This is a genomic window from Kriegella aquimaris, assembly GCF_900103215.1.
GTDB lineage: Bacteria > Bacteroidota > Bacteroidia > Flavobacteriales > Flavobacteriaceae > Kriegella > Kriegella aquimaris.
In genome coordinates, this window is record NZ_FNGV01000003.1 from 43,273 (window position 1) to 69,955 (window position 26,683).

A 26,683-nucleotide genomic window follows, 5' to 3' on the forward strand; every position below is an offset into this window, starting at 1 on the left:
ATTTCGAATTCTCGGTTGCTACTTCTGTTCAATATCCAATACACATCTAAACCCTACAGGGTAATTACTAATCTTTTCAGGTAACAAATAGTACCGCTGCGAGGTACGAATAAACGAATGGTTATTGAAATTAGAGCCCCCGCGCATTACTTTATACTTTTCCCCATATTGCTCCATAGGAGTTTTATTGCCAGGATAGGGTTTGTACCAATCGGCTGTCCACTCCCAAACTCCCCCAGCCATATCAAAACAACCGTACGGACTTGCGGGTTTGGCAATTGAAGTACCCCTCGTACTTTTTTGGTCCCAAACAACATAGGTATTATCATAGGTATTTCCCCAAGGAAATACGCGGCCATCAATACCCCTTGCTGCTTTTTCCCACTCTTTTTCAGTAGGCAAACGCTTTCCGGCCCATTTGGCATAGGCATCGGCCTGAGACCACGTAACGATGGCCGCATTATCTTTTTTTGAGGCAGGAAATTTAAAACTGGAATCAAATTTGGCAAACTCCGTATTGCTTATCTCATACTTATCTATAAAAAAAGCTTTTGTATATGCTATTTGTTTGGGCTTCTCATCATGGTCGCCATACTTACTGCCCATAATGAACCCACCTTCCGCAACCAAAACCATACCTTCGGGCGGCTCATTCAAGTCTTGTGAAAAATTTGGCGAAGTACCAATTAAAATAATAAGCGCTGTATAAAATATTTTCATTCTTACGATTTCAATTTACCATTTTTCATCTATAATGCCGTAATATCTACCGAACCAATAGTTACGGATCATGGCCGCCGCCGTACCTTCTTCTTCTGATGTTATTTTTTTAAAACTTCCGTCTTTCTGAGGAATATTGAACTCCTTTTTACGACGTTCGAAGCCCCACATGTCTTTAATAGCCTGCTTTTTATCCTCCGTCATAATATCTTCATCCGTGAGTACTTGATAAACCATAACAAACCAGATTGTACTTTCCCAGGTGAACTCGATGTCTTTCCAATCGTACCAATGTCTGTTCAAATTCATGCGGTACTTGTTCAGTAAATTGGGGTCATCTTCATACCGCATCAACATATATAGCGAGCGTGCGGCATGATAGTCGTCACCGACATTTCTCCACTCTTCAGGAAATAGAATTTTAGAATTGATTTGATGATCATCATACTGATAACGGTCAATAAGCATATGGTAAGCAGCGTTAAAACGTTCTTTACCCGTTATACGATGGGTCACTTTGAGTGCCGCCAACATTTCTAAAGAATTGAGCTGTTGGTGTGGAAGGTCGGGACAAAAATTACCCCATAGTGTCATTTTGCCATCTAAATCGGTAAGTTTGAAATTATTGTCTATAACCCGCCCAATAAAACGATCCAATAAACCAGCGGCCTTTTTTTTGTATTCGGCGTCGGCACAGATTTCCCAAAAGGTTCCTACGCCGTAAAAAATTGAAGTGAATTTATCCGCACTTAAATCACCCAGCCATCGGTACCCGGGCATTGATGTAGATCCGTGCCACTCATGGTACCACATTACCTCTTCATGCCATAAAGGTTCATCTGTTTTATTAAAACTACGTGCAACGAGACCACTGACCCCGGTAACTTTTTCCAATTTTAATATCGCCTCGAAAATCTGGTTGGCTATTTCTCTATCTTTATTGTCTTTTGTAAGCGCGTATTTATGGGAATAGGCAGCCAACATTTCGGATGTAGGATCTAAACAGTCAGCTTGAGAACCGACAATGGGCCTATCAAGACCTGCTGGAGGAAAGATAACATGTTGCATAATGGCACCTTCGTTCCAATGATTACCCAACATCAATCTATCGAATAGGGCTACTTTTTTATGTAGTGGATCGGTTTTGCTTGGAAATTCATTCACTTTTTGGGCCCATATCTGTAAAGTGACAAATACGAAACAAAGGAATATTAAACTAAGCCGTAATTTATTATGCATATTTAAAACTTTATTCCTTGACCACTTCTTGCAATGCCTAATATACATGAACTCCCAAAGGAGTAACTAAAACTTGTGTTTGCTACAAAGAAAATTACCTGGGTTTCCCCAGGTAATTCACAACTAATTAACTCAAATAACGATATGTAAAACAATAAAACTCACTCTCTTAAAAAGGTATAACACTACCATGGGGTAGCCACGCCTTGCACAATCCATGGTCTAGCATAAGGGCTGTCATTCGGATCAGTCGTACTGTATGCGGTTCCTTCCAATGAAGATGCCGCAGTAGTATAATTGGCGGTATTTGTATTGATTTCATCATCTGGATAGATAAATCTTAATGGCATAACATCTTCTCTTGCAAAAGGACCTGCGCTTAAATTAGGTAGCCCGGTTCTTCTCCAATCCATATAAGCTTCATCTCCGTTGAACATATTAGCAATCCACTTTTGCTCCATTACCTGTTCTAATGTACCGCCAAAAGCAACTCCCGCATTCATAATATAATCAGAATAGGTATCGCCAAGACCCCAAACCTCTAGGGAGGCCTTTACACCTTCCAAGTAATTCCCTTCAGCATCAGAACCCCAGCCTCTTATTGCCGCTTCCGCTTTTAAGAAAGATAATTCTGCATAAGAAAACAATCTAGCTTTTAAAAGGTTTCCACCGTCATCTTTCTGGTTGAAAACTTCATTCATTCTAGACACGTAAGCATTTGTACCACCTCTTGAACCTTCTGAATTTAAGTTGTACTCATAGGGGTCGACAGCACTTACGGCTACAGGCAATCCAACATAAACACTACTGGTGTCTATTAGTTTTTTACCTGCCTCTAAATCGGCGGCATATGTTGCTTGGGAGTATATCGCATAATCATTAGCGTCTAAAGTTTCTTCGTTGATATAACGAATACCATCTTCTTCAGCCATATCACCACCTCCGGGTACTTCTGCCGCAGGTACTACTTTAGTTGGTGTGACTACAGGCGCAAACCAAATCGAAATTCTTGGGTCGTCTAGCTCTTTCAACTTATCTGTTAAGGTTGTACAAGGCTTAACTCTATAAAAATCAGAAGCCGATCCAAACTGACCACTACTTGGCCAAGATTGACTATCAATACCGCCAATATAACTTAGCACTAGTTCATCATCGATTTCACTAATTAATGGCTTATTAAGTGTACTTGTTACGCCAGCTTGAGCGAAAGCAGGTAATTTTTCAGATAAGCGCATATAGTAACGCAAGGCCAAAGAATTGGCTAATTTTTGCCACTTTGAAGCGTCGCCACCGTAAAATACATCTTGATCCTCTACTATACCTTCATAATTTGCTGCACCTAAAAGACTTGAAGCCGCCTCTAAGTCTGCAATAATGCCTTTATAAACAGTTTCTTGAGAATCATATACCGGTCGTTCATCTTCAAAATTGGCACCTAGTAATGCATTGGAATAGGGTATGTCACCATAATAATCGGTCAAATTACCGAACAACATTGATTTTAATATTAAAGTAACACCTTCATGAAAAGGTAACCCAAGTTCTACTGCTCTCTCGTAGGCTACTTTATTGGTGCGCAACAATCCGTAATTTGAATTCCAAATAGAACCCGTTTCCCAATCGTAACGATTGTTTGACCAAGAATCTTTCTGTATAAACTGCGATGCAGCTCCGGTATCGCCAGAATAACCTCTACTTGTTGTACTTGTTGCTAAGCCGGTCATTACCGAACTGATCAATAAATTGGGATCAACCACACTGGACTCTACCCCATTTGGGTTCTCATTTATTTCTACAAGCCCATCATCGCAAGAAACTATAGTCAACAATGGAACAAATAGAAATAGTATTGCTATGTTTTTAACTAATTTCATATCCTTATTTTTTTATTTTAATTAGAAACTTGCGTTTAATTTAATACCTACTGGTATCGACCAAGGCTGAATATTATACCGTTCAACACCTTGTGATAGATTACCTTGAGAATATTGGAAAGCAGATTCTGGATCAATGTTGATACCCGCTTTGGTCCATAATATGATATTACGACTGAACAACGAAAGAGATAAATTCCGCATTGCTAATTTCTCAGCTATCTTATTAGAGAACGTATACCCAATTGAAATCTGTCTTAATTTCACATAATCAGCATCAAAGGTTGCTGCTCTCGTAAAATCCCATGCATAGTTATCACCATAGGTATGATATTGCGTGCCGGGACCGCCAATATTTTCTTGTTCAGCTACAAAGTTGCCATCATCGTCATAAGAACCAATAACCCCAGGCAAGAACACACCATCATTCAAACCATCCACCGGAAATCCACCATATTCAGCAGTTGGTCCACCAACTAAAGGGTAGAAATCACCATCTGGAGACAAGAATACATCTGCATTTTCTTTAATATACGTTGGAATGTCACCAACATCGCTAAGATCATAAACTTTATCCAGCCATCTTGTGGTTTGTAAATCTGATTCGCCATATCGGTGTGTTTGGGAAACGAACTGTCCACCTTTTCTCCAGTCGAAGTTCATTGACAAATTCCAGTTTTTATACTGAATAGAAGTTTGAAGTCCTACTTTAAAATCGGGGTTATAGTTTCCAATTACCGCAGCAGCCCTATTGCCATCTTCGTCAGATAATGTTCTATCGCTATTCTCCCAACCTTCATCATCTAATAAAGGCCATCCGAAATAAGGTGAGTTTTCATCTTCTACGCGTACAAAGTCTGCATCGACAATCTGCCCAATTTCTTCACCTACCCAAGTATACGCACCACCTCTTGCTTGACTCCAAAAGTTTACGTAATCGGTGCCTTCGGCTAATTCGGTAATAATCGTTTTATTCGTAGTGTACGTCAAATTCACATTCCAACGTAAATCTTCACTATCTATCAATACACCCCCCAAACTAGCTTCAAAACCTTTACTGTTCAAGTTACCTGCGTTAAACAGTTTACTTGTCGCACCAGAAGATATCGGAAGTGATTTTTGGAATATTTGATTTTCGTTATCAGACTCGTAATAGGTAAAATCCATAGTCAAGCGATTCTTGAAAAGCGATAAATCAACACCATATTCTGTTGAAGTGTTAAGTTCTGCTTTAATTTCATCGTTTTTTAATGCAGAGCTTACAGCCAATTGAGATGCTGTACCCCAATCACCCAAATTGCTTAAAATAGCATACAAATTGTGTGGACCGGTATCATTACCTGCCGCTGCCCAACCAACACGTAACTTAAATAAAGACACATTGCTACCCATGTCAAATATATTGTTCACCAAAATACTTGAAGAAATAGAAGGATATAAGAAACTGTTTTCGGTTTCCGGTAATGTACTCGACCAATCGTTTCTAAGGGTGGCATCTACATACACCATGTCTTTATAGCTAATATTACCTAAGGCATACAAGCTATTTACACGCTTTTTTGATTGTGTTTCATTATAATCAATGTTGTCAGCTGCAATATTCGATAATAGGAATAAGTTCGGTATAATCAAACCTGAACCCCCATTTTTTGTCTGGGTGGATACGAAACTATTATTTACATTTCTTACGTTACCACCAGCAGATAAATTAAAATCAAAATTTTCACTCAATTTATCGGTATATGATAGTAAAAAATCAGCATTGCTTTCAACACCATTAAGGTTTTGTAAGCCATAGGCACCATTTATTTCTCTACTAAAACCGCTCGATATTTTTGTTTCCCTTTCTTCATGAGAATCATTATATGCATAACGTACCATTAAAGAAAGTTTATCGGTAAATTTATAATCTGCTTGAATATTACCCATCAGTCTTTTTCTCTCAAAACCATTATTTATTTCATAGGCCATGAAATAAGGGTTGTTATATTCAAAGTCAGATGGACTATCACCGAAATTATAGGGTGCATTCTGAGTTTGACCTTCTACTAACCAATAATCTCGCATATCGCGAATATCAATATGTGGGTTAATATCATATACTGCCTGTAACGGATTTGCGTTTCTTTCTGTTGTCGATGGTCTGTTATCTGCTCCTGAAATAGAGTATTTTAAACTTGCCGTTAATTTCAATTTATTATTGACATCAAAGCTGCTATTGATACCAAAGTTATTTCGGTGTAAATCAGAATTTGGTATAAAACCTTCGTGTCTCATATTGGTATACGACATACGATAGTTCATTCGATCGGTATTATTCTCTACTGCGATTGTGTTGGTCAACGTATAGGCAGATTCAAAGAAATTTTTAGCATTGTTCGCACCTCTAGAAGTTAAGGGTGTGGCAACCCCAACACCGCTTGCTATTTCTGCATCTGTATACGGCCATTGAATAGCACTTAAACCTTTATCCAATTCTGGTCCTACCCACCCAGATGAAGTCTCATCGATTTGAGAAGTAGTAGGATCTGGGCGACTACCGTTTGCAAAAAGATTACTCTTTTCAAAAAATTTATTAGGTGTTTCATATACATTACTAGAACTAAATGAAATACCTAAGCCTTTGCTTTTTTTACCTGATTTTGTAGTTATCATGATTACACCATTGGCACCTCTAGAACCATATAATGCCGCTGCACTAGGTCCTTTTAAAACAGAGACATTCGCAATATCATCTGGGTTTATATCGCCTATACCGCCACCATAATCGACAGCAATACCGCTACCCATGCTACCGATATTGGTAAGACCACTTGAAAGTGGCACCCCATCAATAACATATAACGGTTGGTTGTCGGTAGTCAACGACGAAGCACCACGAAGTATTACACTTACTGTAGAACCTGCACCACCTGTTGAATTGATCTGAACCCCTGAAACTCTACCGTTTAAGGCATTTAGAGCATTCTCTTGGGTTACGGTGGTTATGTCATCACCATCAACTTCAGCAACCGAATACCCAAGTGACTTCTTTTCCCTAGAAATACCAAGGGCGGTAACAACTACTTCATCTAATGTCTCTGCCGACGCCGCCAAGGCAACATCGATAGTAGACCGGTTGCCCACAACCACTTCTTGCGTAGTCATCCCTATATAAGAGAACACAAGTACGGCATCATTGCCAGGTACTTCAATGCTGTAATTTCCATCAAAATCTGTAGATACCCCAGTGATAGTTCCTTTCAGCACTACCGAAACCCCGGGTAACAATTCTCCATCAACGCTGCTGACGACTCCTGTAACCTCTTGTTGTGCATGTGCAATACCGCAAAACATGCCTAACAAAAGAAACGCCAACCATTGTAAGTTTCTTTTTTTCATAGTCAATCAATTAAAATAAATATTCAGTTTAGTTTTAATAATGAAACAAATTTATTCTAAAAATTGTGTTAAAACATATAGTATCATATTATATTCATGTGATATTTTGACCATTTTGACTTTTATTTGGATATATATTTAATGTAAGGTCAATATTGCATTAGTATAGATCATGAATCCGATAAAGAAAAAACTTACTATAAAAGTAATTATCACACTGTAAAAAGCACTTCTTAGTAAGAAAAGCCATGCCACATAATGAAATATTTAAAATCCACAACACTTATCCCCTTTAATTAATATTCGCATTCGAAACACCAACCTTTTCCAAGTCTAAGAAAATCATACCTCAAAACCGGACTATCTTTCTACCGGTAAATTTCTCAACTGAACTATAAAAGAAGTGTGTATCAATAGGATATAAAAAATCCAGGTCTATATGAGAACATACGGACCTGGAAAAACTAAACTAAATGAAAACTTTCTAAACTACTGCAATAACCACATTAAAGACCATTGATCATTGACTGCGGGTTGCAATCGACTAGTCGCCTCCGTTAGGTTATCTTCATTAAAGGGATCCGACAAGATTTGTCTTTTAGGTATATCTTGACCGTTTGCGCCTTCGATAACATTCTTTTCCAATTCTGGCAAGCCTGTTCTTCGCCAGTCAAACCAGGCCTCAGAGGTTAACCACCCTGCAATCCACTTTTGATGTATTATAGGTTCCATTTTATTTGTTGCATTGGTGTAAATTGATTGGGCATTTGCAATATAAGCGGCCTTATCAAAAGTCTCTAAAGAATTGCTGCCCTCATCGTATACTGCCGAGCTGGCACCGTCAACAATTTGCCAACGTTCAAAAGATCTTTCAATTCCATTTGTATAGTAGTCCAAAGCGTTACCACCAATCCAACCTCGTTCGCTGGCTTCAGCTAAAATAAATTGGGTTTCCTCACTACTCATAAACAAAGCAGCAGCCAGTTCATTTGCGTTCTCGGAATATATATTACTCAGATAAGAGATATGTGGATTAGATGAATCTCCCAAATATATATCTGGATCCAATGCTGTAATATCGGAACGGACATCGGTTACAGTATTCCCCATGTTATAATCATTGGGTGCGCTAAGCGCAACTCCAAGTCCAACGAACAACGAAGTATTCACATCATTAGTCAAATCTGCATCCGAATTTCTACCAGCAATATCTACCGTAGTATATCGCCTTACCCTGCCATCGACCAACTCTGTACCGTCAGTGGCGCCAGGAAAAATTTGAACATCTACCGGTTTTATCCAAGTAGTTAATCTTGGGTCTTTTAACGCAATAAGATCTTTAACAATAGTAGCGGAAGGTTTTCTTCGATAGAATTCTGATCGAAAAGTATACGAAAGTGGCCCACCTGGAAAGCTGTTGTCCGAAGCGGAACCTATCCATTTAACCGCAGCATTATCTGCAACGTCCGTCATAATAGGGTTTTCAGTTGGATTGCCAGCAATAGCAGCTATCTCCGCCGAAGGATCCAATCCTGAAAGTGTCTTTTCCGATAAACGCATGGAAAACCTCAAACGCAGTGAATTGGCAAACTTTCGCCACTTGGTGGCATCACCTTGATAAAGCACGTCTGCACTTGACACGGCACCAATAGTACCAACACCTTTTAGCATATCATTCGCTGTTCTAAGGTCTGACAGTATGCCCACAAAAATATCTTCTTGCGCATCGTATTTCGGTACAAAGGCATCACCTCTCTCTTCGCCATTTATAGCTTCCGAGTATGGGATATCACCAAATGTTGAAGTCAAAAAACCATAAGTGTACGACTTCATAATAAGGGATACCGCCTGATAGAACTGTTTTTCATCACCTTCTTTCTCCGTTTCCGCACGGTCATAAATATATTTGCTATTGGTTAAGATGGGATAGAAAGAATTAAAATTTTTAGTGTCCCATACAAAATAGAAACTATAGAAGTCAACATTATCGCGTTGAAGGTATTGACTACCAGCACTTACCTCTCTCGCTTTGTAATTGGTTTCAGCTTCATTTTTAGCTGTAGAAGTTAGTATATCAGTAAGAACAAAACTAATGTCTATCTTATCTTCTGGAAGCGTATTGGAGCTAACATTGGTCTCGTCCAGAGATTTACTACAAGAGAACACGGTAAGCATACTCATTGATAGTACGGACCATCTTAAAGTTTTATATATCTTTTTCATTTTTATCTATTTAAAATGTCAAATTAATTGTAAATCCTACGGGAGCAACCCATGGGAGCGCGTTCCATTTTTCTTTTCCTATATCGTAAGAACCGTTATTTTGATAATAGGCAAGTTCAGGATCTATGCCAATATCAGCGGCATTCCATAACATAATATTCTTTGTAAATACAGAGAATGAAACCCTTTGTGCCGAAATTCTTGAGGCAAACTTCTCGGGCATGTCATAGGTGAGCGTAATATTCCTTAACTTAACAAAAGAGAGGTCATACATAAAGGAAGATCCTACATCCCATAATCCACCGCCCGGTTCCACTACTTTATAAGCATCGAACAAAACGGTTCCAGGACCACCAAAGTTCTCGGTATAAGTACCATCGCCATTATCTACTACCCCAGGCCAGAATGAGCCATTGTTAAATCCATTGTACTCGAAACCACCAGTTTGGGCATCTCTACCTCCCACCCAAACATTATCGGCTTGATATACGGCAGGGTTCGACTTAATTTCGTTCGCAAGCGCGGTTCTATCGCCGTTAAAAGAATTAGAACCCAAAACCCCACTAAAAGTTCCGGCATCACCTTGCCATTTGTCAACCCAACCCGAACGTGCTGTTCTTTTCATGGTTTCGGAGTAGAAATTACCACCTTGTCGCCAATCAATATTAGCTGCCAATGTGAAATTCTTGTACTTTACAGAAGTGTTGAATCCCATGGTAAAGTCATTCGTGCTCTTGCCCACCTTTGGTTTAAGTGCGTTGTCTTTTTGAAATGTCAACCCTCCATTATTATTAAGTATGGGCCAGCCCTCGTATTCGCCTGATTCGACTCTTAACACGCTGGTTGAATAAAGGTCGCCAATAACACCGCCAACAAAGGTCTGTTGTGTCAAGCTTCCCGCATTACCTACACCAATTCTATCAATACCTTCTACTAATTCTACTAATCTACTTTCCTCTTTGGTAAAATTAACACCCAAATTCCATTCTAAATTTGCTGTTCGCACAGGCACCGTGTTCAAAGCCAATTCTATTCCAGTGTTTTGAACATTTCCCGCATTGATTGTTGCACTACTGAAACCAGACATTGGCGATGTTGTTACCCCAATAATTTGGTTCCTATTTTGTGTTCTGTACCAAGTTCCTTCGAATCCAAATCGATTATTAAAGAAACCTAAGTCGGCACCAACTTCATAAGAAGTCGCTATTTCTGGCTTTAGCGCAGTGTTCGGTAAACTTCCTGGTACGGAGTATTGAATGGAGTTACCCCAAAAAGTTTGATCTAATACTGGATTTATTGTATACGGATCGGTATCCTTTCCAACTTCTGCCCAACCCGTTCTCAGTTTGACCAAGGATACCCAACTCGGCATCTGAGTCATTTCTGAAACTAAAATACTTAGCGAGGCCGATGGATAGAAATAAGATCTATTTTCTTTTGGCAGTGTACTCGACCAATCGTTACGTGCGGTCAAATCTAAGTAAATCATTTCCCGGAAACTTAGGGACGCCAAGCCGTACAGACTGTAAATTTCCTTTTCGAATACGCCTGAGTTATAACCAAGACCTGGCCGGGCTACATTGGACAGGGTATATAAGCCCGGTAATGTAAGAACATCACCACCTCCATAAAGGCTTGTATTTCTGCTATTCAAATAGTTTCCACCAACAGAAGGGGTAATTCTAAAGTCCCCCACTTTTTTATCATAAGAGAATAGGAAATCTACATTGGCCTCTCTTTCATCGAGCTTCGTTTGTTCGTATGCCCCAAATGGTTTTACGGCAGAACTACCAAATCCGTCATAGGACCAAGGATAAATTGATTCAATCTTCTCATTATTAGCACTATAAGATACGCGTCCCATGGCAGTTAGCCCAGGCAAAAGATCAATATCTAATCGAATATTACCAAAGCCACGGATTTGATCTAAGGTTCTGTCTCTTTCATAGGCAGAGAACCAAGGATTATTAGGAAGAGCTCCAGCTCTTCTTTGTTGCGAACCCTCTACTTCCCAATAATCTTTAAGGTCATTAATATTCACATGCGGTGGGTTAGCGAAAATATCCATATATATATCATCACTTCCGTTGTTCGTTAATGGTAAATTATCTGATGTAGGTTTAGAAATAGTAATATTGGTAGTAAGTTTTACCTTGTCAGTTATCTTATAGCTTGTCGCCAACGAAAATCCAAGTCTTTTCAACTCCATTCCAGGCGTAATTCCTTCACTTTTCATGTGGTTAATGGACAGATTAAAACTGCCACGGTCATAATTTCCACTTACACTGGCATCAGTCTGTGTCGTTAGCCCTGTTTTAAAGAAATCTTGTAAACTATTACCATACATTACCAAAGGTCGGGCTTGCCCATCGGTATTCCATTGCACTGCTTCAACACCTGCTCTTGCGCCATACCAATACTGCCAAGATGATTCGTTAAACTGACCCTTTTGGCCAGTGGTGAACTCATTTTGCAGTTCAAAATAATTATAGGGTACACTAAGCGTAGTACTCTGTGTGAATGAAACGCCGATACCCTTTTTTGCACCCTCACCAGACTTAGTCGTGATAAGAATTACCCCGTTACCAGCTCTTGAACCATACAGGGCAGCAGCGCTCGCGCCTTTTAGCACCGAAATACTGGCTACATCCAAAGAGCTTATATCAGCCATCGCGTCGGTATTGCCCACAGGAGAACCATCAATAACGAGCAGAGGCTCGTTGTTGCTGGTCAGAGAGGTCTGACCTCTAATAATCACATTCATTTTAGCATTAATGTCACCCCCCATTTCGTTTATTTGTACACCAGACATTTTACCGGAAAGCCCGCTCAATACATTCGTATTGGGCTGCTGATTTAATGCTTCAGCTTCTACTACCGCTACGGAATAGCCCAAAGCCTTTTTTTCTCTTTTCATACCAAGAGCGGTCACAACAACTTCGTCCATTTGCTGAGCGGAAAGATCCATAGCCACGGTCAGAGAAGTGCTATTGCCGACAACGATTTCTTTTGTCTCCATTCCTATATAGGAAAAAACAAGAATAGATTCTTTACTCGGTACCTCTATGGCAAAATTTCCATCAAAATCAGATACAACGCCCTTAGAGGTACCCTTAATAATGATGTTCGCTCCCGGGAGCGGTTCCTGTAAATCGTCAAGCACAACGCCTGTGACATTTACTTGCGCCAAAGCGCTGCTGGTGCACATTACTATTAACATTAGCGTTAATAATTGTAAATATTTCTTTTTCATATTACTGAAATAAATAATTAAGTGTTAGAATTCCGTACAATTTTACCCTACAAACATATTCCAAATATTTTCTTAAAATACACGATATTATATTAGATATTTATGATATTTTATCTTTTTTAAGGCTTTAATTAACAATAACATAACCAAAGGTTAATATTTCGTTGGTATTGATAATATTCCATAAACAGCAAAATTTGTCAGTATGAAGGTGGTGTAATCTCTTTCATCCCACTCCATTAAATTTAGGAGAAGCAGCAATTCTTACAAGCGAGGAACAATTGAAAGAAGCGTAAAGAAAAAGGATGGAGAGAATTAAAAATAATCAGACTTATCAGCAGTACCACCAAAATATCCCCCTTAGGTCAAGTGTTAGGCCTTATCCGAATTAATAGTTGAATTCACTCAAAACTATAAACATTTTAACTCAATTAGTGGTGTATCGACAAAAAAAGCTGCACATAGGTTGATATACCGTGCAAATAAAATAAGATATAACAAATCACTTCATTCTAATTCAAGTTAATTTGTATATCATTTATAATCAAAAAAGATGTTAGCAGGAATCGATTATTTTATTGTCATAGCCTATATCGTCGGAATGCTCCTATTGGGCCTCTACTTCAAAAAATTTGTTAATAGTTCTGAAGATTATTTTCTGGGAGGCAGAAGTTTGCCGTTTTGGGCAATAGGTATGTCTATTGTAGTTTCTGATATTGGCGCATTGGACTTTGTTGGTGTATCTGGCCAGGCCTATAGATATGGTATTTCAGTAGGTAATTTTGATTGGGTGGGTTCGGTACCGGCAATGCTTTTAGCGGCGTTTATATTTATACCTTACTTCTGGCGTGGTGGCATGTATACCATACCTGAATATTTGGGCAGACGTTATAACAAGTCGGTACGTACTATAGCATCAGCTACTTGGATCTTATTCTTTGCACTAGATTTAGGCGTTTTGTTTTGGGCAAGCGCTGTTCTTCTTAATGTATTAATGGGTTGGCCAATTTGGATTTCTATTATGTCTACTGCAGGTGTGGTAGGCTTATATACTTATTTCGGCGGAATTACAGCAGTAATCATGACAGACGTAGTACAAATGGTTATCATGTTTATTGGTGGTTTTGCGCTGGTCTATCTTAGCCTTGACGCCGTTGGCGGATGGGAAAATATGGTGGCTAAAATTGGTACAATGGGACCTGAATATCAAAGTCATTTTGATATTATTCAACCTGTTGGCACCAAGTCGCCTTTTCCCTGGACCGGTATTTTATTTGGACTTACATTTGTTATGTCAAATGCATATATGATTGGAAACCAATCAATTGTACAGCGTTGTTTAACTGCTAAAAATGAATGGCACGCTAAAGCAAGTATGGTTTTCGGATCTGCGTTGAAAATGTTTATTCCTATTCTTGTGTTGTTTCCTGGTTTAATGGCAGTTGTAGTACACCCAGACTTAGCAGATGGGGATCAAGCATTGCCTATGATGATTAAAACTATATTGCCACCAGGTTTGGTTGGTCTAATGTTCGCCGCATTTTTTGCTGGCTTGATGTCAAGCGTAGATTCGCTTTTAAATTCTACTGCTACCCTATTTACAAAAGATATTTATGAACCCTTCATCAAAAATGATGCAGATGACAAGCATTATTTAAAAGTAGGTCAAATAACAACTTTAGTTTTGTTGGTTATAGGAGTAGCAACAGCGCCAATAAGCAGTGATTTTCCTGGTATCTATGTTGCGATACAAACCTTTATGTCATATTTTCAAGGACCAATCTTTTCAATACTATTGCTTGGTATTTTCTGGAAACGTACTACACAATGGGGTGGACTTTCAGCTCTAGTTATCGGAATTGGTTTCGCAGTTTTTCTTAATGTATTTAAAGCTGATTACTTTACGATAGAAGATCCGTTTTTATACATTTCTTGGTGGTCGTTCGTGTTAGGTTTTATAGTTAATATCACGGTAAGTTTATTGACCAAGAAACACTCAGATGCTGAACTGGAAGGTTTAGTTTTCAGTTCAAAAATTATAACTAAAAATAAAAGCTAAGATTATGTTGAATTTTGATTGGCTTTCAGGAGTTTCACCTGAAACAGCAAAAATGATATTTTTCGGACTCTATATTCTCATTGGTTTATTGGTGCTGAGTTTGCCTAATGAATATATTTGGGTAGGCATTAAAAAAGAAGACCGTCATTGGTATAACAATCTAAAAATTTGGTCAGTGACAGTATTGAGTATTTTGGCAACTGTTTATTATCAGTTTTAAGGAGAATAGAATTATTCCCGTATAGGACTTAGTGAAGTAAAAGCATAAATATTATGGACGAATTAGAGCGGCTTTCAATAATTAAATCGGCACAAATAAATCAAGCGTTAGGAGTATTTATATTCATTTTTGGCATAATTATCACTTTCGCTATGAGCTATACGGAGACTTTTGTGCAGCAAATGACTGACTTGGTCGCCGGTTTGGTTTTGATTACGATAGGCGGTGGAATGATATGGAAGTCAAAAAGAACCATTCGAAAATTTAAGAAGACCAACGATAAATAAGTAGTGTGTAGATGGAGTGTCTGAAAATCGAATTACGCGAGAATTGGAAAATTCAATCGTCTAAGCATGTTTCCCAAACCGGAAAAATGCTTTCAAAAGAATCCTCGCTTGCCGAAGATTGGCTACCCGCCCAAGTCCCTTCTACCGTTTTGGGTACTTTGGTTGCCAACCAAATATATAAAGATCCCTATTTTGGTGAGAATCTTAAAAATATACCAACTGAACCATTTGAAATTCCATGGTGGTACACAACCTCCTTTCAAATTAACGAGAAACAGGCAGCTCTTAATGCCTGCTTGAATTTTGATGGCATAAATTACAAGGCAAATGTTTGGTTGAACGGAAAACAAATTGCCGACTCCAAAGCTATAAATGGCGCATTTCGTATTACTTCGTTCGATGCAAGCACCGCTATTATTGCGGGTAAAAATGTATTGGCCATAGAGATTATTCCACCAAAACCAGGAGATTTTAGCACTGGTTTCGTCGACTGGAACCCGGCACCACCTGATGGCAATATGGGTATATTCAGGCCCGTAACGCTCCATTTATATGAAGGCGTTTTAATAAAGAATCCCTTTGTGCAATCAAAGGTAGACTTGAAAAATCTGAATAGAGCGGCTTTAACTGTTTCCGCAGAATTACAAAATACTACCGGGGCACCTATTTCCGGCATTTTGGTCGGTCAAATAGAGAATATACAGTTTCAACAAAAAGTGACCATCGCCGCAAATTCCTCAGGGTTCTTTAAGTATAATCCTATTGAATATCCACAATTGAACCTAGACAATCCTAGACTTTGGTGGCCCGTTCATTTAGGGAATCCGGATTTGTACAAATTAGAAATACATTTTATTGTGAATGAAGCGGTATCCGATACCACTGAAATCAAGTTCGGTATTCGTGAAGTAGAAGATTATTGGTTAAACGATATACATCGTGGCTATAAAATCAATGGCAAAAAAGTATTGATTAAAGGTGGCGGTTGGACCGATGACCTTTTCTTAATGGATACGGATGAAAATATCGAGGCACAGGTAAAGTACGTCAAGCAAATGAATTTGAATACCATTCGTTTAGAGGGCTTCTGGGGCAAAGATCATAAACTCTATGACCTTTGTGACGAGCATGGTATTTTACTTATGGTCGGATGGAGTTGTCACTGGGAACATGAAATTCATATGGGCGTGCCGGTAAACGAACGCTTTGGAGGGGTTTATAAACCCGAAGACATTGATCATGTGGCCCAAGCTTGGGAAGATCAGTTGATTTGGTTGCGTAACCACCCAAGCATCTTTGTATGGACAGTCGCCAGTGACAAAGTACCCATTACCGAATTGGAGCAGAAATACATTGAAACCTTCATGAAATATGACCCTACCCGCCCCTATTTAAATTCTACAGGTGGTGTAGGAAGTGATCAGCATGTCATTGGTAGTGAAGATGTTATCAGTGAAATAAGCGGCTCATCAGGTGTAAAGATGTTAGGGCCATACGCCTATACGGCACCGGTGTATTGGTTCACCGACACTAATTTTGGCGGAGCATACGGTTTCAACACGGAAACGGGCCCGGGTGCCCAAGTACCCCAATTGGAAAGTTTAAAGAAATTTATTCCCGAAGACAAACTCTGGCCGATAAGTGATGTTTGGAATTATCATTGTGGCCGCTACGAGTTTGCCGACCTGAGTCGTTTTATTACGGCCATAAATGAGCGTTATGGCATTCCAAAAAATATTGAGGGGTTCGATAAGATGGCCCAGGCCATGAATTATGAATTGATGCGCCCCATGTTCGAGGCTTTTCAAGTTCATAAAGATCGGTCAACGGGTATAATCCAATGGATGTTGAACGCGGCATGGCCCAAAATGTATTGGCAACTCTATGATTACTATCTTATGCCTACGGGGGCTTTCTATGCGACACAAAAAGCTTGTTCTCCCTTACACCTTGTATATAATTATGGGGACCATAAAATATATGTAATAAACGATCACGCAGATACTGTTGAAAATTTACGGGCTCAAATCCGTATTTATGATATTGATTCACAACTGTATTTAGACAAAACCATTAAATTTGAAGTATCAGCAGATGCATCCCATCCTATATTTGAAATTACAGGCATTGAGAATCTTTCTACTACCTATTTTGTCGACCTGCGATTATTTGACGAGACGAATAAAGAAATCGATACCAATTTTTATTGGTTGTCGACCAAAGAAGAGGTGTTAGACTATGAAGCAGACTTAGGAGAATTTGCCTTTCATACACCGAGTAAAACCTATGCCGATTTTTCATTGTTAAATACCTTGGAAAAAGTCGATATCGGGGTAGATTACAATTTTGAAGAAATTGAGGACCAACAGCAAATTACGGTAACCCTGTCAAATTCAAGTAATGTAATTGCTTTTTTAATCAACCTCAAACTTGTTGACAATGATACCGGGGAACCTATCTTGCCCGTTTTTTGGGAAGATAATTTTATTAGTCTACTACCAGGAGAACAAAGAACATTACAAGCAACGTTTAAGTACAACGCCAATGCCAACCTAATAGTCGAGGCTTGGAATTCAAATAATACAACCTATGGAAAAATTAGCGATTAAAGGCGGGAAGCCCTGTCGTGATACCAACTCTAACCCATGGCCAAAATGGCCGGTTTGGGGCAAAGAAGAAGAAGTTGCCCTTATTGAAGTACTCAATAGTGGGGTTTGGTCGTATAACGGACCAAAAGAGATGGAATTCAACCAACTATTTGCAGAATTCACCGGTACCAAATTTTCTATTTGTACCGTAAATGGCACAATTACAATGCAACTTGCGTTAGAGGCCTTGGGTATTGGAGTTGGTGATGAGGTTATAGTGCCAGGTATTACTTGGCAAGCTACAGCGGCAACCGTAATTGATGTAAATGCAACTCCGATTCTAGTTGATGTTCTTGAAGACACCTGGTGTATTGATCCGGTTGCCATAGAAAAAGCAATTACGCCTAAAACCAAAGCAATTATTCCGGTGCACTTGTATGGTGCATTTGCTGATATGGACGCTATTATGGAAATTGCTAAAAAGCACAACCTATATGTAATTGAAGATTGTGCCCATAAACATGGCGGTGAATGGAAAGGTAAAAAAGCAGGTAGCATAGGTGATGTTGGCAGTTTTAGTTTTCAATTGTCAAAACATCTAACGGCAGGCGAAGGTGGATCCATGACAACGGATGATGCTGACTTAGCTGAAAAATTGGATGCCCTAAGAAATGTTGGCCGTAGACCCGAAGGTGATTCCCTGATAGGAGCCGATAAAGGGATAGGAGATTATGGTGATGATGGTAATTTTATTCAGTCCGGCAACTTTCGGATTACGGAATTTCAAGCGGCTATGCTGATTGAAGGCTTAAAAAGATTGCCAGAACAAAATGCCAATAGAGATGCAAACGGTGCTTATTTAAATACCTTATTAAAAGAATTGCCAGGAGTAACTCCTTTAAAAAGAGATGACCGGGAAACGAAAAAGGCATATTTTAATTTTGCGTTTCGGTATGATCAAAGTAAATTTAATAATTTACCTATTGACAAATTTAGAGCTGCATTAGAAGCTGAATTGGGCATAATAGTAGACGCATGTTATGAGCCGTTAAATAATTGTTCGCTTTATGTGCCGCACACTAAACCAGCACGGCACAAACTAAATGAAAGTTATTGGGCAGCAATAGATCCCAAACGTTTTTCACTACCTGTTAGTGAACGCATTTTTGAAAAAGAGTCAGTTTGTTTACACCACAAAATTCTTATGGGTACTAAAGCAGATATGGACTTGATTGCGAGGGCCATTCAAAAAGTATACGATAACGCCGAATCTCTTTTTTAAAGCCAGTTTTAACAAGAACACCCTATGAATACCATTAAAATAGCGCTAATCGGAGTCGGGTACATTGCAGACTATCATGCTCGTGGATTACAAACCATTCCGAATGTGGAAATTGTTTGTGTAGTTTCCAAACGTATCGAAAGTGCCAAAAAATTTGCTGCTAAATATGATATTAAAGAAGCTTATACAGATATTCAGAAAGTAATCGATAATGGCGAAATTGATGGGGTCATTATCAGTACGCCCAATCAATTTCATGCACCTTACGCTATTTCATTTTTAGAAAGTGGTAAGGACGTTTTTCTTGAGAAACCCATGGGAATGAACCCTGAAGAGGGCCGACAAATTGATGCCGCGGCCAAGGCAAATAACCGATTGGTCATGGTCGGCCACATGTGGCGTTTTGATATCGATACTAATTATATCAAAGATGCCATCGATGCCGGGAAGCTGGGGAGAATTTTTAAGACGAAAGGCTACGGTATTCATGAAAATTGGGGGCCAGAAGGTTGGTTTACCAAGAAAGAGTTGGCCGGTGGCGGTGCCCTCGCAGATATGGGCGTTCATGCCATAGATACTGTAAGATACCTTATTGGTGACCCGAAACCCGTTAAGGTTTATGCTAGAATTTCAACGGAATTCGGCGATTACGATGTCGATGACACCGGCATTATTATAATTACATGGGACAATGAAGTAGAAAGCATTATTGAAAGTGGTTGGTGGCATCCACATATGGATGGACCTGAAGCGAGTACGGGGCTTTTCGGAACCAAAGGCTATGCAAGTTTATTTCCGACCTTATTGAAGCTAACGACAGGCGTAGAATCTTCCGAAGAGATTGTCCCTGACCTACCCAAGCGGGAAGACCATTGTGCCCAAATAATATATACCAAACAAATGGAACATTTTGTAGACTGCATCAAAAGTCGAACTCCCCCCATACCTGGTATATTGGAAGGACAAATTGTATTGGATATCGTAAATGCAGCATATAAATCTTCCGAAACGGGAGAAGCTGTTAACCTTTGAGCTAATGACAATCAATAAAAATTTAAAATATGCCGTAGGCGTTGATTTAGGAGGCACCTTCGTAAAGGTTGCCTTGATATCAGAACTTGGTGACATCCTTTTTAAAAACATGCTACCTATAGGTAGTGATGCCAATAAGCAGATTATTTTAGACACTATTGAAAAAATTATTCTGATTACTATTGACCAAGCCATTGAAAACGACTTAAAAGTTATCGGCATTGGCATAGGAACCCCGGGAATCATCTATAATGGGGTACTCTACGGAGGTGCAGACAACCTTAATGGGTGGGAGAATATCGACCTTGCCAATTATTATTCAAAAATTTTCAATCTTCCCGTTCAGGTAGATAATGATGCAAATCTGATGGGATTGGGTGAATTCTATTATGGCGCGGCAAAAGGCTGTACAGATGCCGTTTGCCTAACGGTTGGCACTGGTATCGGAGGTGCCATCATTGCAAATGGAGCCTTGTATGGAGGGTTTAAGAATAGAGGTACGGAATTAGGCCATATCGTTGTGGAACACAACGGGCCAAACTGCAATTGCGGAGGAAAAGGATGCTTGGAACAATATGCTTCCACTACAGCATTAATTCAACGATATGCTACCCTCACGGGTATGGATATTAAAAATCTGAACGGCCATTATATTGTCGATAAATATCATGAAAACGAGGAGCATGCCGTAAAGTGTCTTCAAGAACAAACCGATTATTTGGGGCACGGAATTGCATCATTTATAAATGTTTTCGCTCCTCAAAAAGTTGTTATCGGTGGAGGAATTTCAGATGCGGGACAATTCTATATTGATATGGTCGGCGCAGCGGCCACAAAATATATGATGTCAGATTGTGGAGGGCATACCGAAGTTGTCGGCGCGAAACTGGGGAATGCAGCGGGAAGCCTTGGCGCCGCCGCGTTGCTACTTAAAAATCCTGCTTTACAATAAAAGATGCCCGATTTTGAGAGAAGGGTCGGCATTAGTTTCCATTTTGCTACAGCCCTCAATTTAGGCGTATGGTGGCAAGCTAGGGAAAAAATTCTTCGAATTTTGACTAGATACTATGCCTCGCCACGTGGGGGATACTCCTTATCAACGATATAATCTATAGCTTTTAGAAGGTCGTCAAATTGAGGTCTGGCAAATGGCATACTCTGTATAGAAGCGCTGTACAAGGTGCAATCGGGTCGAATCAAGAAGAGTCCGGGTTCAATAAAAGTTTCCGGTTCATCTTTAATTCCTTTCGAAATAAAAAGCCTCCATTCGCGTGCCGCCTCTATATTGAAATCATAGCCAATCGGCACATCGGCCACTTTCCATTCCTCATAGGAAGCCAGTGCCTTTTCCTTGGTATCGGAGCTTATTGCGATTACATTTACACCGCGTTCGGTAAATTGTGATATCTTTTTTTGAAGTTCCTGCAAATAAGTTTTGCAAACAGGGCAATGTTTACCCCTATAAAAAACAACCATGGTAAAGTGTTTGGGCTTTTGATCGTTCAAAGCCCAACGGGTATTATTTACTAAATCTACTTCTATTTCAGGTACTTTATCTTTAGGTTTCAACATTGCATATACTCTTCTTTAAACATATTATTTCGCTCCAATCGCTATTGCTATACTATTGTATTGGTAGCTTCGCTAATAGGCGTATCACCTGATACTATTTCAAAAGTCGTTTTATTCGCCTTACCGCCTCGCAATACATCCACTAAAGTTTGTGCTACATCATCCCTACTGATCGATCCTGAATTATTTAGCTTTTTATCTAGTTTTATTTTCCCCGTACCATTGTCGTTGGTCAATGTTCCCGGTCTTACGATAACATAATCAAGATTACTGGCCTTCAAATATTCGTCAGCATTATGCTTAGCCTCCAAGTATTCCTTAAGATCAGCTGCGTTTTCTGGCTCGTCTGCACCCATAGAACTTAACATCACGAACTTTTTTAAACCAACATTTTTCGAAGCATCAATCAGTTTCTTAGCGCCGTTTTGATCCACCTTCACTACTTTCTCACCACCAGAACCGGCTGCAAACACAACTTTATCTATATTTTTGACAGTATGCGAAACATCTTCTTCCAAATCTCCCAAAACCGTTTCTATTTGTTCTTTTTTAAAGTGTTCCATCTGACTCTCTTTCCTTACCATCGCAACTGGATTGAATTCATATGAGGCTTTTAAAAGTGCCGTAATCTTTTTCCCTGTGGTACCGTTGGCACCGGCGATTAAAACATTCTCCATATTATTATTTTTATTTGTTTTCATATATCTACAAAAGTCATCATTCTGTTCACCAAGCTTTGATGCATACTAATTGAATATTGACGCATATCAAAAAGCCACTAAGCCCTATAACCAGAAAATAGCTGTATTTAAAAAAGGGAATATGCCTATGACCAACTGAATATTACTAAAAAAAGCGGTAGAATTACACCAATTTTGGAATACCGAAAAAAAATAAACCTGACCAAACTAAAAAAGGCATTCCTGGAAATTGAAAGAAGAGTTCAGGCCTTCCATTTTATGTTTCATAAAGCAAATGTACCGCAACCGTACTTGAGTAAATTAAGACCATTTTTATTAGCTTTCGAATGGTTCACAAAACTTCATTAATTAAACTTGAAATCAAGAAAACTTGGGTTTCCAAAACTCAATTCCCTGTTGAACGTCGTAATTTTAAGCTTCATTAATTTCTTATGACTGCTACTTTTAATAGCTTTGCAAGCTTAGAATTATCAAAACAAAATGAGTACAAAGAAGACATTATTTGACAAAGTGTGGGATTCCCACGTGGTACACCATATCGAAAACGGCCCTGATGTATTGTTCATCGACCGTCATATGGTTCATGAAGTAACCAGCCCTGTTGCATTTTTAGGAATTAAAGATCGTGGCATTCGGGTGATGTATCCAGAAAAGACTTTTGCTACGGCAGACCACAACACACCAACTATCAACCAACATTTACCTGTTGCCGACCCTCTTTCCGCCAATCAGTTAAGGGCTTTGGAAGAAAATTCCAATGAATATGGTATTTCCTATTGGGGCCTTGGCCACGAAAAAAACGGTATCGTACATGTTGTTGGGCCCGAATACGGTATTACCCAACCGGGAGCGACTATCGTTTGCGGTGATTCACATACCTCTACCCATGGTGCTTTCGGTGCTATTGCTTTTGGCATTGGTACTTCGGAAGTAGAAATGGTTTTGGCAACACAGTGTATCATGCAGACCAAGCCTAAGAGCATGCGTATTACGGTCAATGGAAGCTTAAGTAAAGCGGTGACTCCTAAAGATGTCGCGCTTTATATTATTTCTCAACTGACTACATCGGGAGCCACTGGATATTTTGTAGAATATGCAGGTGAAGTGTTCCGAAATATGTCCATGGAAGGGCGAATGACCGTATGTAACCTCAGTATAGAAATGGGCGCACGTGGTGGTATGATAGCGCCCGATGAAAAGACATTTGAGTATGTTAAGGGAAGGGAGTTTACTCCTGAAGGTGCCGCTTGGGACAAAGCCATGACTTACTGGGAATCTCTAGTCACTGACGAAGGAGCCGAGTATGATAAGGAAGTTGTTTTTGATGCTGCCGATATTGAACCGATGATTACCTACGGTACCAATCCGGGAATGGGCATCGGAATTTCCCATGGTATTCCTGTAGCGGAATCGCTGGAGGGCGGAGTTGCTACCTACAAAAAATCGCTGCAGTATATGGATTTCCACGAAGGCGATAGCATGATAGGCAAAAGAATAGATTTTGTTTTTCTTGGAAGTTGTACCAATGGTCGTATCGAAGATTTTAGGGCCTTCACTTCCCTAATAAAAGGTCGACAAAAAGCAGACCATGTCACCGCATGGTTAGTACCTGGCTCACACAAAGTAGAAGCTGCCATTAAAGAAGAGGGCCTTTTGGATATCTTGACAGATGCAGGGTTTGAACTTCGTGAACCTGGATGTTCGGCTTGTTTGGCCATGAACGATGACAAAGTACCAGCAGGCAAATATGCGGTCAGTACTTCAAACAGAAACTTCGAAGGAAGACAGGGACCTGGATCACGGACATTATTGGCAAGCCCCTTAGTGGCGGCCGCAGCCGCAGTTACCGGAAAGGTTACGGACCCTAGGGAACTAATGGAATTTGAAACCGCATAAATAGAGTCGTCTCTGCGAATGTAGCATTGCAAACTGCCGAAACCCATCCTAAATTTTAGTGGGAGTGTTTCATATCATTCAAAAGGACAGTTAACAAACAAATACACAAAAATGGCATACGATAAATTCAATATACTTACAAGCAGCGCTGTTCCATTGCCGATCGAAAATGTAGATACCGATCAAATCATTCCAGCACGTTTTTTAAAAGCAACCGAACGTAAGGGTTTTGGCGACAATTTGTTTCGTGATTGGCGTTACAATGCAGACAATACTCCTAAAGAGAACTTTGTACTAAATAATCCTATTTATAGCGGTAAAATTTTAGTCGGTGGTAAAAACTTCGGTTCCGGTTCTTCTCGCGAGCATGCGGCTTGGGCCGTCTACGATTATGGATTCCGTTGCGTTGTTTCCAGTTTTTTCGCCGATATCTTTAGAAACAACTGTTTGAACATTGGCGTTTTACCAGTTCAGGTGAGTGCCGAGTTTTTAGATAAAATCTATAAAGCTATCGAGACAGACCCAAATACCGAATTGGAAATTAGCCTGCCCGATCAAACCATAACTATTAAGGCCACGGGCGCTAAAGAGAGTTTTGACATCAACGACTACAAAAAAGCGAATATGTTGAACGGATTCGATGATATTGACTACTTATTGAACATTAAAGAAGATATTCGGGAATTCGCACTAGACAGACCACTTTAAATTACGTATTTGCGAGAAATATTTTCGTGACGAACCAAACTTTTCAAATCGGTTAGACATCTTAAAATGACCGCTTCGCTGAATTGGTCGTTTCATTTGACCTGCTCGCAATGACGAATACTAGAAAATGAAAAGAACCATCGAAATCATGGATACCACCCTGCGTGATGGGGAACAGACCTCTGGGGTATCCTTTTCCGCTTCTGAAAAGTTGACGCTGGCCAAGTTGTTACTTGACGAATTACAAGTGGATCGTATCGAGGTGGCCTCCGCACGGGTTTCGGATGGAGAACTTGAAGCTGTACAAAAAATAACCAATTGGGCAGCGTCACAAAACTACTTGGATCGTATTGAAGTATTGACTTTTGTTGACCGGGGGGTCTCACTGGAATGGATGCAAAAGGCAGGGGCTAAAGTTCAAAATTTATTGACCAAGGGCTCCTTGAACCATTTAACGCATCAACTTAAACAAACTCCGGAACAACATTTTGCAGCCATTGAAGAAAATGTGGTTCAAGCTCAAGAATTAGGTTTTACTACCAATGTCTACCTGGAAGATTGGAGCAACGGAATGCGTAATTCAAAGGAATATGTATTTCAGTTTTTAGACTTTTTGACCACACAACCGGTAAAACGAATTCTACTACCCGATACCTTGGGTGTTTTGACCCATACGGAAACCCATGAATATATAGCGGAAATTATCGTAAGATATCCGAACAGCCATTTTGACTTTCACGGTCACAACGATTATGATTTGAGTGTGGCAAATGTAATGGAAGCCTTAAAAGCAGGTTGTCATGGACTGCATTTGACGGTGAACGGTATGGGTGAACGGGCTGGCAACGCTCCCTTAGCAAGTGTTGTAGCTGTAATTAACGACTTTCATCCTGATATAAAAATCGGGGTAAAAGAAACAGCACTCTATAAAGTAAGCAAACTGGTCTCTGCCTTTACAGGTTTTGGGATTCCTGCGAACAAACCTATTGTAGGCGATAATGTTTTTACACAAACAGCTGGCATACATGCAGATGGGGATAGTAAAAAGAATCTTTATTTTAACGACTTATTACCCGAACGATTTGGCCGTAAGCGTAAATATGCCTTAGGAAAAACTTCTGGGAAAGCGAACATCCAAAAGAACCTTCAAGAACTAGGCCTGACCCTTAATGACGAGGAAATTAAAAAGGTGACGCAACGCATAATAGAGTTGGGCGATAAAAAAGAGCGGGTCACCAAAGAAGATTTGCCCTATATAATTTCCGACGTCTTGGATACCGTGGCCAAACAACAACGTGTGTTTGTAAAATCGTATGTGCTTACCCATGCCAAAGGACTAAAACCTTCCACGGCAGTAGCCGTTGAAATCGATGGGGAGCTGCATGAAGCGCATGCGCATGGAGATGGCCAATATGATGCTTTTATGAACGCTCTTCGAAGTATTTATAAAAACAAAAAAAAGGCATTTCCCGAGTTAACCGATTATGCCGTGAGAATTCCCCCAGGCAGCAACTCTGATGCCTTATGTGAAACCATTATTACTTGGGAACACGAAGGAAAAGAATTTATTACACGTGGGTTGGATTCCGATCAAACGGTTTCAGCCATCAAAGCCACGGAAAAAATGTTGAATATCATATAACCTAAA

18 protein-coding genes are annotated in these 26,683 nt (G+C 39.7%); 10 read left to right on the forward strand and 8 right to left on the reverse strand.

Going from position 1 to position 26,683, the window contains the following annotated elements:
- Positions 1 to 18 precede the first annotated feature (18 nt).
- The 6 genes from BLS33_RS08090 to BLS33_RS08115 all read right to left on the reverse strand — a co-directional run bounded on the left by BLS33_RS08090 (position 19) and on the right by BLS33_RS08115 (position 12,690).
- Positions 19 to 720: a formylglycine-generating enzyme family protein gene (locus tag BLS33_RS08090; protein WP_089887247.1), complete on the reverse strand. Its 702-nt coding sequence runs from the start codon at positions 718 to 720 to the stop codon at positions 19 to 21.
- A gap of 15 nt (positions 721 to 735) precedes the next feature.
- A complete protein-coding gene (locus BLS33_RS08095) occupies positions 736 to 1,884 on the reverse strand; it encodes a hypothetical protein (RefSeq protein WP_143017587.1) in 1,149 nt (382 codons plus the stop codon).
- 260 nt (positions 1,885 to 2,144) lie between these two features.
- Complete coding sequence (locus BLS33_RS08100) at positions 2,145 to 3,833, reverse strand: SusD/RagB family nutrient-binding outer membrane lipoprotein (protein WP_089887252.1); 1,689 nt, start codon at positions 3,831 to 3,833, stop codon at positions 2,145 to 2,147.
- A gap of 21 nt (positions 3,834 to 3,854) precedes the next feature.
- Positions 3,855 to 7,214, reverse strand: coding sequence for a SusC/RagA family TonB-linked outer membrane protein (locus BLS33_RS08105; protein WP_218129546.1), 3,360 nt, complete (start codon positions 7,212 to 7,214; stop codon positions 3,855 to 3,857).
- A 489-nt stretch (positions 7,215 to 7,703) separates the two neighbouring features.
- Complete coding sequence (locus BLS33_RS08110) at positions 7,704 to 9,437, reverse strand: SusD/RagB family nutrient-binding outer membrane lipoprotein (protein WP_089887254.1); 1,734 nt, start codon at positions 9,435 to 9,437, stop codon at positions 7,704 to 7,706.
- Positions 9,438 to 9,447: 10 nt separating this feature from the next.
- Positions 9,448 to 12,690, reverse strand: coding sequence for a SusC/RagA family TonB-linked outer membrane protein (locus tag BLS33_RS08115; RefSeq protein ID WP_089887257.1), 3,243 nt, complete (start codon positions 12,688 to 12,690; stop codon positions 9,448 to 9,450).
- Positions 12,691 to 13,243: 553 nt separating this feature from the next.
- On the opposite strand from BLS33_RS08115, the gene BLS33_RS08120 reads away from it, so the two are divergent.
- The 7 genes from BLS33_RS08120 (at position 13,244) to BLS33_RS08150 (ending at position 21,110) form a co-directional block, all read left to right on the forward strand.
- Positions 13,244 to 14,749 (forward strand): sodium:solute symporter family protein, encoded by a 1,506-nt coding sequence (locus BLS33_RS08120; protein WP_089887260.1) that lies wholly within the window; start codon positions 13,244 to 13,246, stop codon positions 14,747 to 14,749.
- Between the two features lie 4 nt (positions 14,750 to 14,753).
- The gene (locus BLS33_RS08125; RefSeq protein WP_089887263.1) at positions 14,754 to 14,969 is read left to right on the forward strand and encodes a hypothetical protein; all 216 of its coding nucleotides are present in this window, start codon (positions 14,754 to 14,756) and stop codon (positions 14,967 to 14,969) included.
- A 53-nt stretch (positions 14,970 to 15,022) separates the two neighbouring features.
- On the forward strand, positions 15,023 to 15,256 hold the full coding sequence (locus BLS33_RS08130) for a manganese efflux pump (protein WP_089887267.1): 234 nt from the start codon (positions 15,023 to 15,025) through the stop codon (positions 15,254 to 15,256).
- An 86-nt stretch (positions 15,257 to 15,342) separates the two neighbouring features.
- On the forward strand, positions 15,343 to 17,865 hold the full coding sequence (locus tag BLS33_RS08135) for a glycoside hydrolase family 2 protein (protein WP_176801357.1): 2,523 nt from the start codon (positions 15,343 to 15,345) through the stop codon (positions 17,863 to 17,865).
- On the forward strand, positions 17,846 to 19,126 hold the full coding sequence (locus BLS33_RS08140) for a DegT/DnrJ/EryC1/StrS family aminotransferase (RefSeq protein ID WP_089887273.1): 1,281 nt from the start codon (positions 17,846 to 17,848) through the stop codon (positions 19,124 to 19,126). The genes BLS33_RS08135 and BLS33_RS08140 overlap by 20 nt, the downstream gene beginning before the upstream one ends.
- Before the next feature lie 24 nt (positions 19,127 to 19,150).
- On the forward strand, positions 19,151 to 20,158 hold the full coding sequence (locus tag BLS33_RS08145; protein ID WP_089887275.1) for a Gfo/Idh/MocA family protein: 1,008 nt from the start codon (positions 19,151 to 19,153) through the stop codon (positions 20,156 to 20,158).
- A 4-nt stretch (positions 20,159 to 20,162) separates the two neighbouring features.
- Positions 20,163 to 21,110: an ROK family protein gene (locus BLS33_RS08150; protein ID WP_089887278.1), complete on the forward strand. Its 948-nt coding sequence runs from the start codon at positions 20,163 to 20,165 to the stop codon at positions 21,108 to 21,110.
- 113 nt (positions 21,111 to 21,223) lie between these two features.
- Here BLS33_RS08150 and BLS33_RS08155 read toward each other — a convergent pair whose 3' ends face one another.
- Positions 21,224 to 21,730 (reverse strand): peroxiredoxin-like family protein, encoded by a 507-nt coding sequence (locus BLS33_RS08155; RefSeq protein ID WP_089887280.1) that lies wholly within the window; start codon positions 21,728 to 21,730, stop codon positions 21,224 to 21,226.
- Positions 21,731 to 21,777: 47 nt separating this feature from the next.
- A complete protein-coding gene (locus tag BLS33_RS08160; RefSeq protein ID WP_089888140.1) occupies positions 21,778 to 22,407 on the reverse strand; it encodes an SDR family oxidoreductase in 630 nt (209 codons plus the stop codon).
- 504 nt (positions 22,408 to 22,911) lie between these two features.
- On the opposite strand from BLS33_RS08160, the gene leuC reads away from it, so the two are divergent.
- From leuC to BLS33_RS08175, 3 genes are all read left to right on the forward strand, one after another.
- Positions 22,912 to 24,327 (forward strand): 3-isopropylmalate dehydratase large subunit, encoded by a 1,416-nt coding sequence (leuC, locus tag BLS33_RS08165; RefSeq protein WP_089887283.1) that lies wholly within the window; start codon positions 22,912 to 22,914, stop codon positions 24,325 to 24,327.
- Between the two features lie 111 nt (positions 24,328 to 24,438).
- Positions 24,439 to 25,035 (forward strand): 3-isopropylmalate dehydratase small subunit, encoded by a 597-nt coding sequence (leuD, locus tag BLS33_RS08170; protein ID WP_089887285.1) that lies wholly within the window; start codon positions 24,439 to 24,441, stop codon positions 25,033 to 25,035.
- Positions 25,036 to 25,162: 127 nt separating this feature from the next.
- Positions 25,163 to 26,677 (forward strand): alpha-isopropylmalate synthase regulatory domain-containing protein, encoded by a 1,515-nt coding sequence (locus tag BLS33_RS08175; protein ID WP_089887289.1) that lies wholly within the window; start codon positions 25,163 to 25,165, stop codon positions 26,675 to 26,677.
- Positions 26,678 to 26,683 lie beyond the last annotated feature (6 nt).

Coding starts and splice junctions, on each gene's coding strand:
- BLS33_RS08135 (WP_176801357.1), top strand. CDS start 15,343: ATGCTTTCAAAAGAATCCTCGCTTGCCGAAGATTGGCTACCCGCCCAA.
- BLS33_RS08140 (WP_089887273.1), top strand. CDS start 17,846: ATGGAAAAATTAGCGATTAAAGGCGGGAAGCCCTGTCGTGATACCAAC.
- leuC (WP_089887283.1), top strand. CDS start 22,912: ATGAGTACAAAGAAGACATTATTTGACAAAGTGTGGGATTCCCACGTG.
- BLS33_RS08130 (WP_089887267.1), top strand. CDS start 15,023: ATGGACGAATTAGAGCGGCTTTCAATAATTAAATCGGCACAAATAAAT.
- BLS33_RS08110 (WP_089887254.1), bottom strand. CDS start 9,437: ATGAAAAAGATATATAAAACTTTAAGATGGTCCGTACTATCAATGAGT.
- BLS33_RS08105 (WP_218129546.1), bottom strand. CDS start 7,214: ATGAAAAAAAGAAACTTACAATGGTTGGCGTTTCTTTTGTTAGGCATG.
- BLS33_RS08150 (WP_089887278.1), top strand. CDS start 20,163: ATGACAATCAATAAAAATTTAAAATATGCCGTAGGCGTTGATTTAGGA.
- BLS33_RS08115 (WP_089887257.1), bottom strand. CDS start 12,690: ATGAAAAAGAAATATTTACAATTATTAACGCTAATGTTAATAGTAATG.
- BLS33_RS08155 (WP_089887280.1), bottom strand. CDS start 21,730: ATGTTGAAACCTAAAGATAAAGTACCTGAAATAGAAGTAGATTTAGTA.
- BLS33_RS08100 (WP_089887252.1), bottom strand. CDS start 3,833: ATGAAATTAGTTAAAAACATAGCAATACTATTTCTATTTGTTCCATTG.
- leuD (WP_089887285.1), top strand. CDS start 24,439: ATGGCATACGATAAATTCAATATACTTACAAGCAGCGCTGTTCCATTG.
- BLS33_RS08090 (WP_089887247.1), bottom strand. CDS start 720: ATGAAAATATTTTATACAGCGCTTATTATTTTAATTGGTACTTCGCCA.
- BLS33_RS08125 (WP_089887263.1), top strand. CDS start 14,754: ATGTTGAATTTTGATTGGCTTTCAGGAGTTTCACCTGAAACAGCAAAA.
- BLS33_RS08120 (WP_089887260.1), top strand. CDS start 13,244: ATGTTAGCAGGAATCGATTATTTTATTGTCATAGCCTATATCGTCGGA.
- BLS33_RS08145 (WP_089887275.1), top strand. CDS start 19,151: ATGAATACCATTAAAATAGCGCTAATCGGAGTCGGGTACATTGCAGAC.
- BLS33_RS08160 (WP_089888140.1), bottom strand. CDS start 22,407: ATGGAGAATGTTTTAATCGCCGGTGCCAACGGTACCACAGGGAAAAAG.
- BLS33_RS08175 (WP_089887289.1), top strand. CDS start 25,163: ATGAAAAGAACCATCGAAATCATGGATACCACCCTGCGTGATGGGGAA.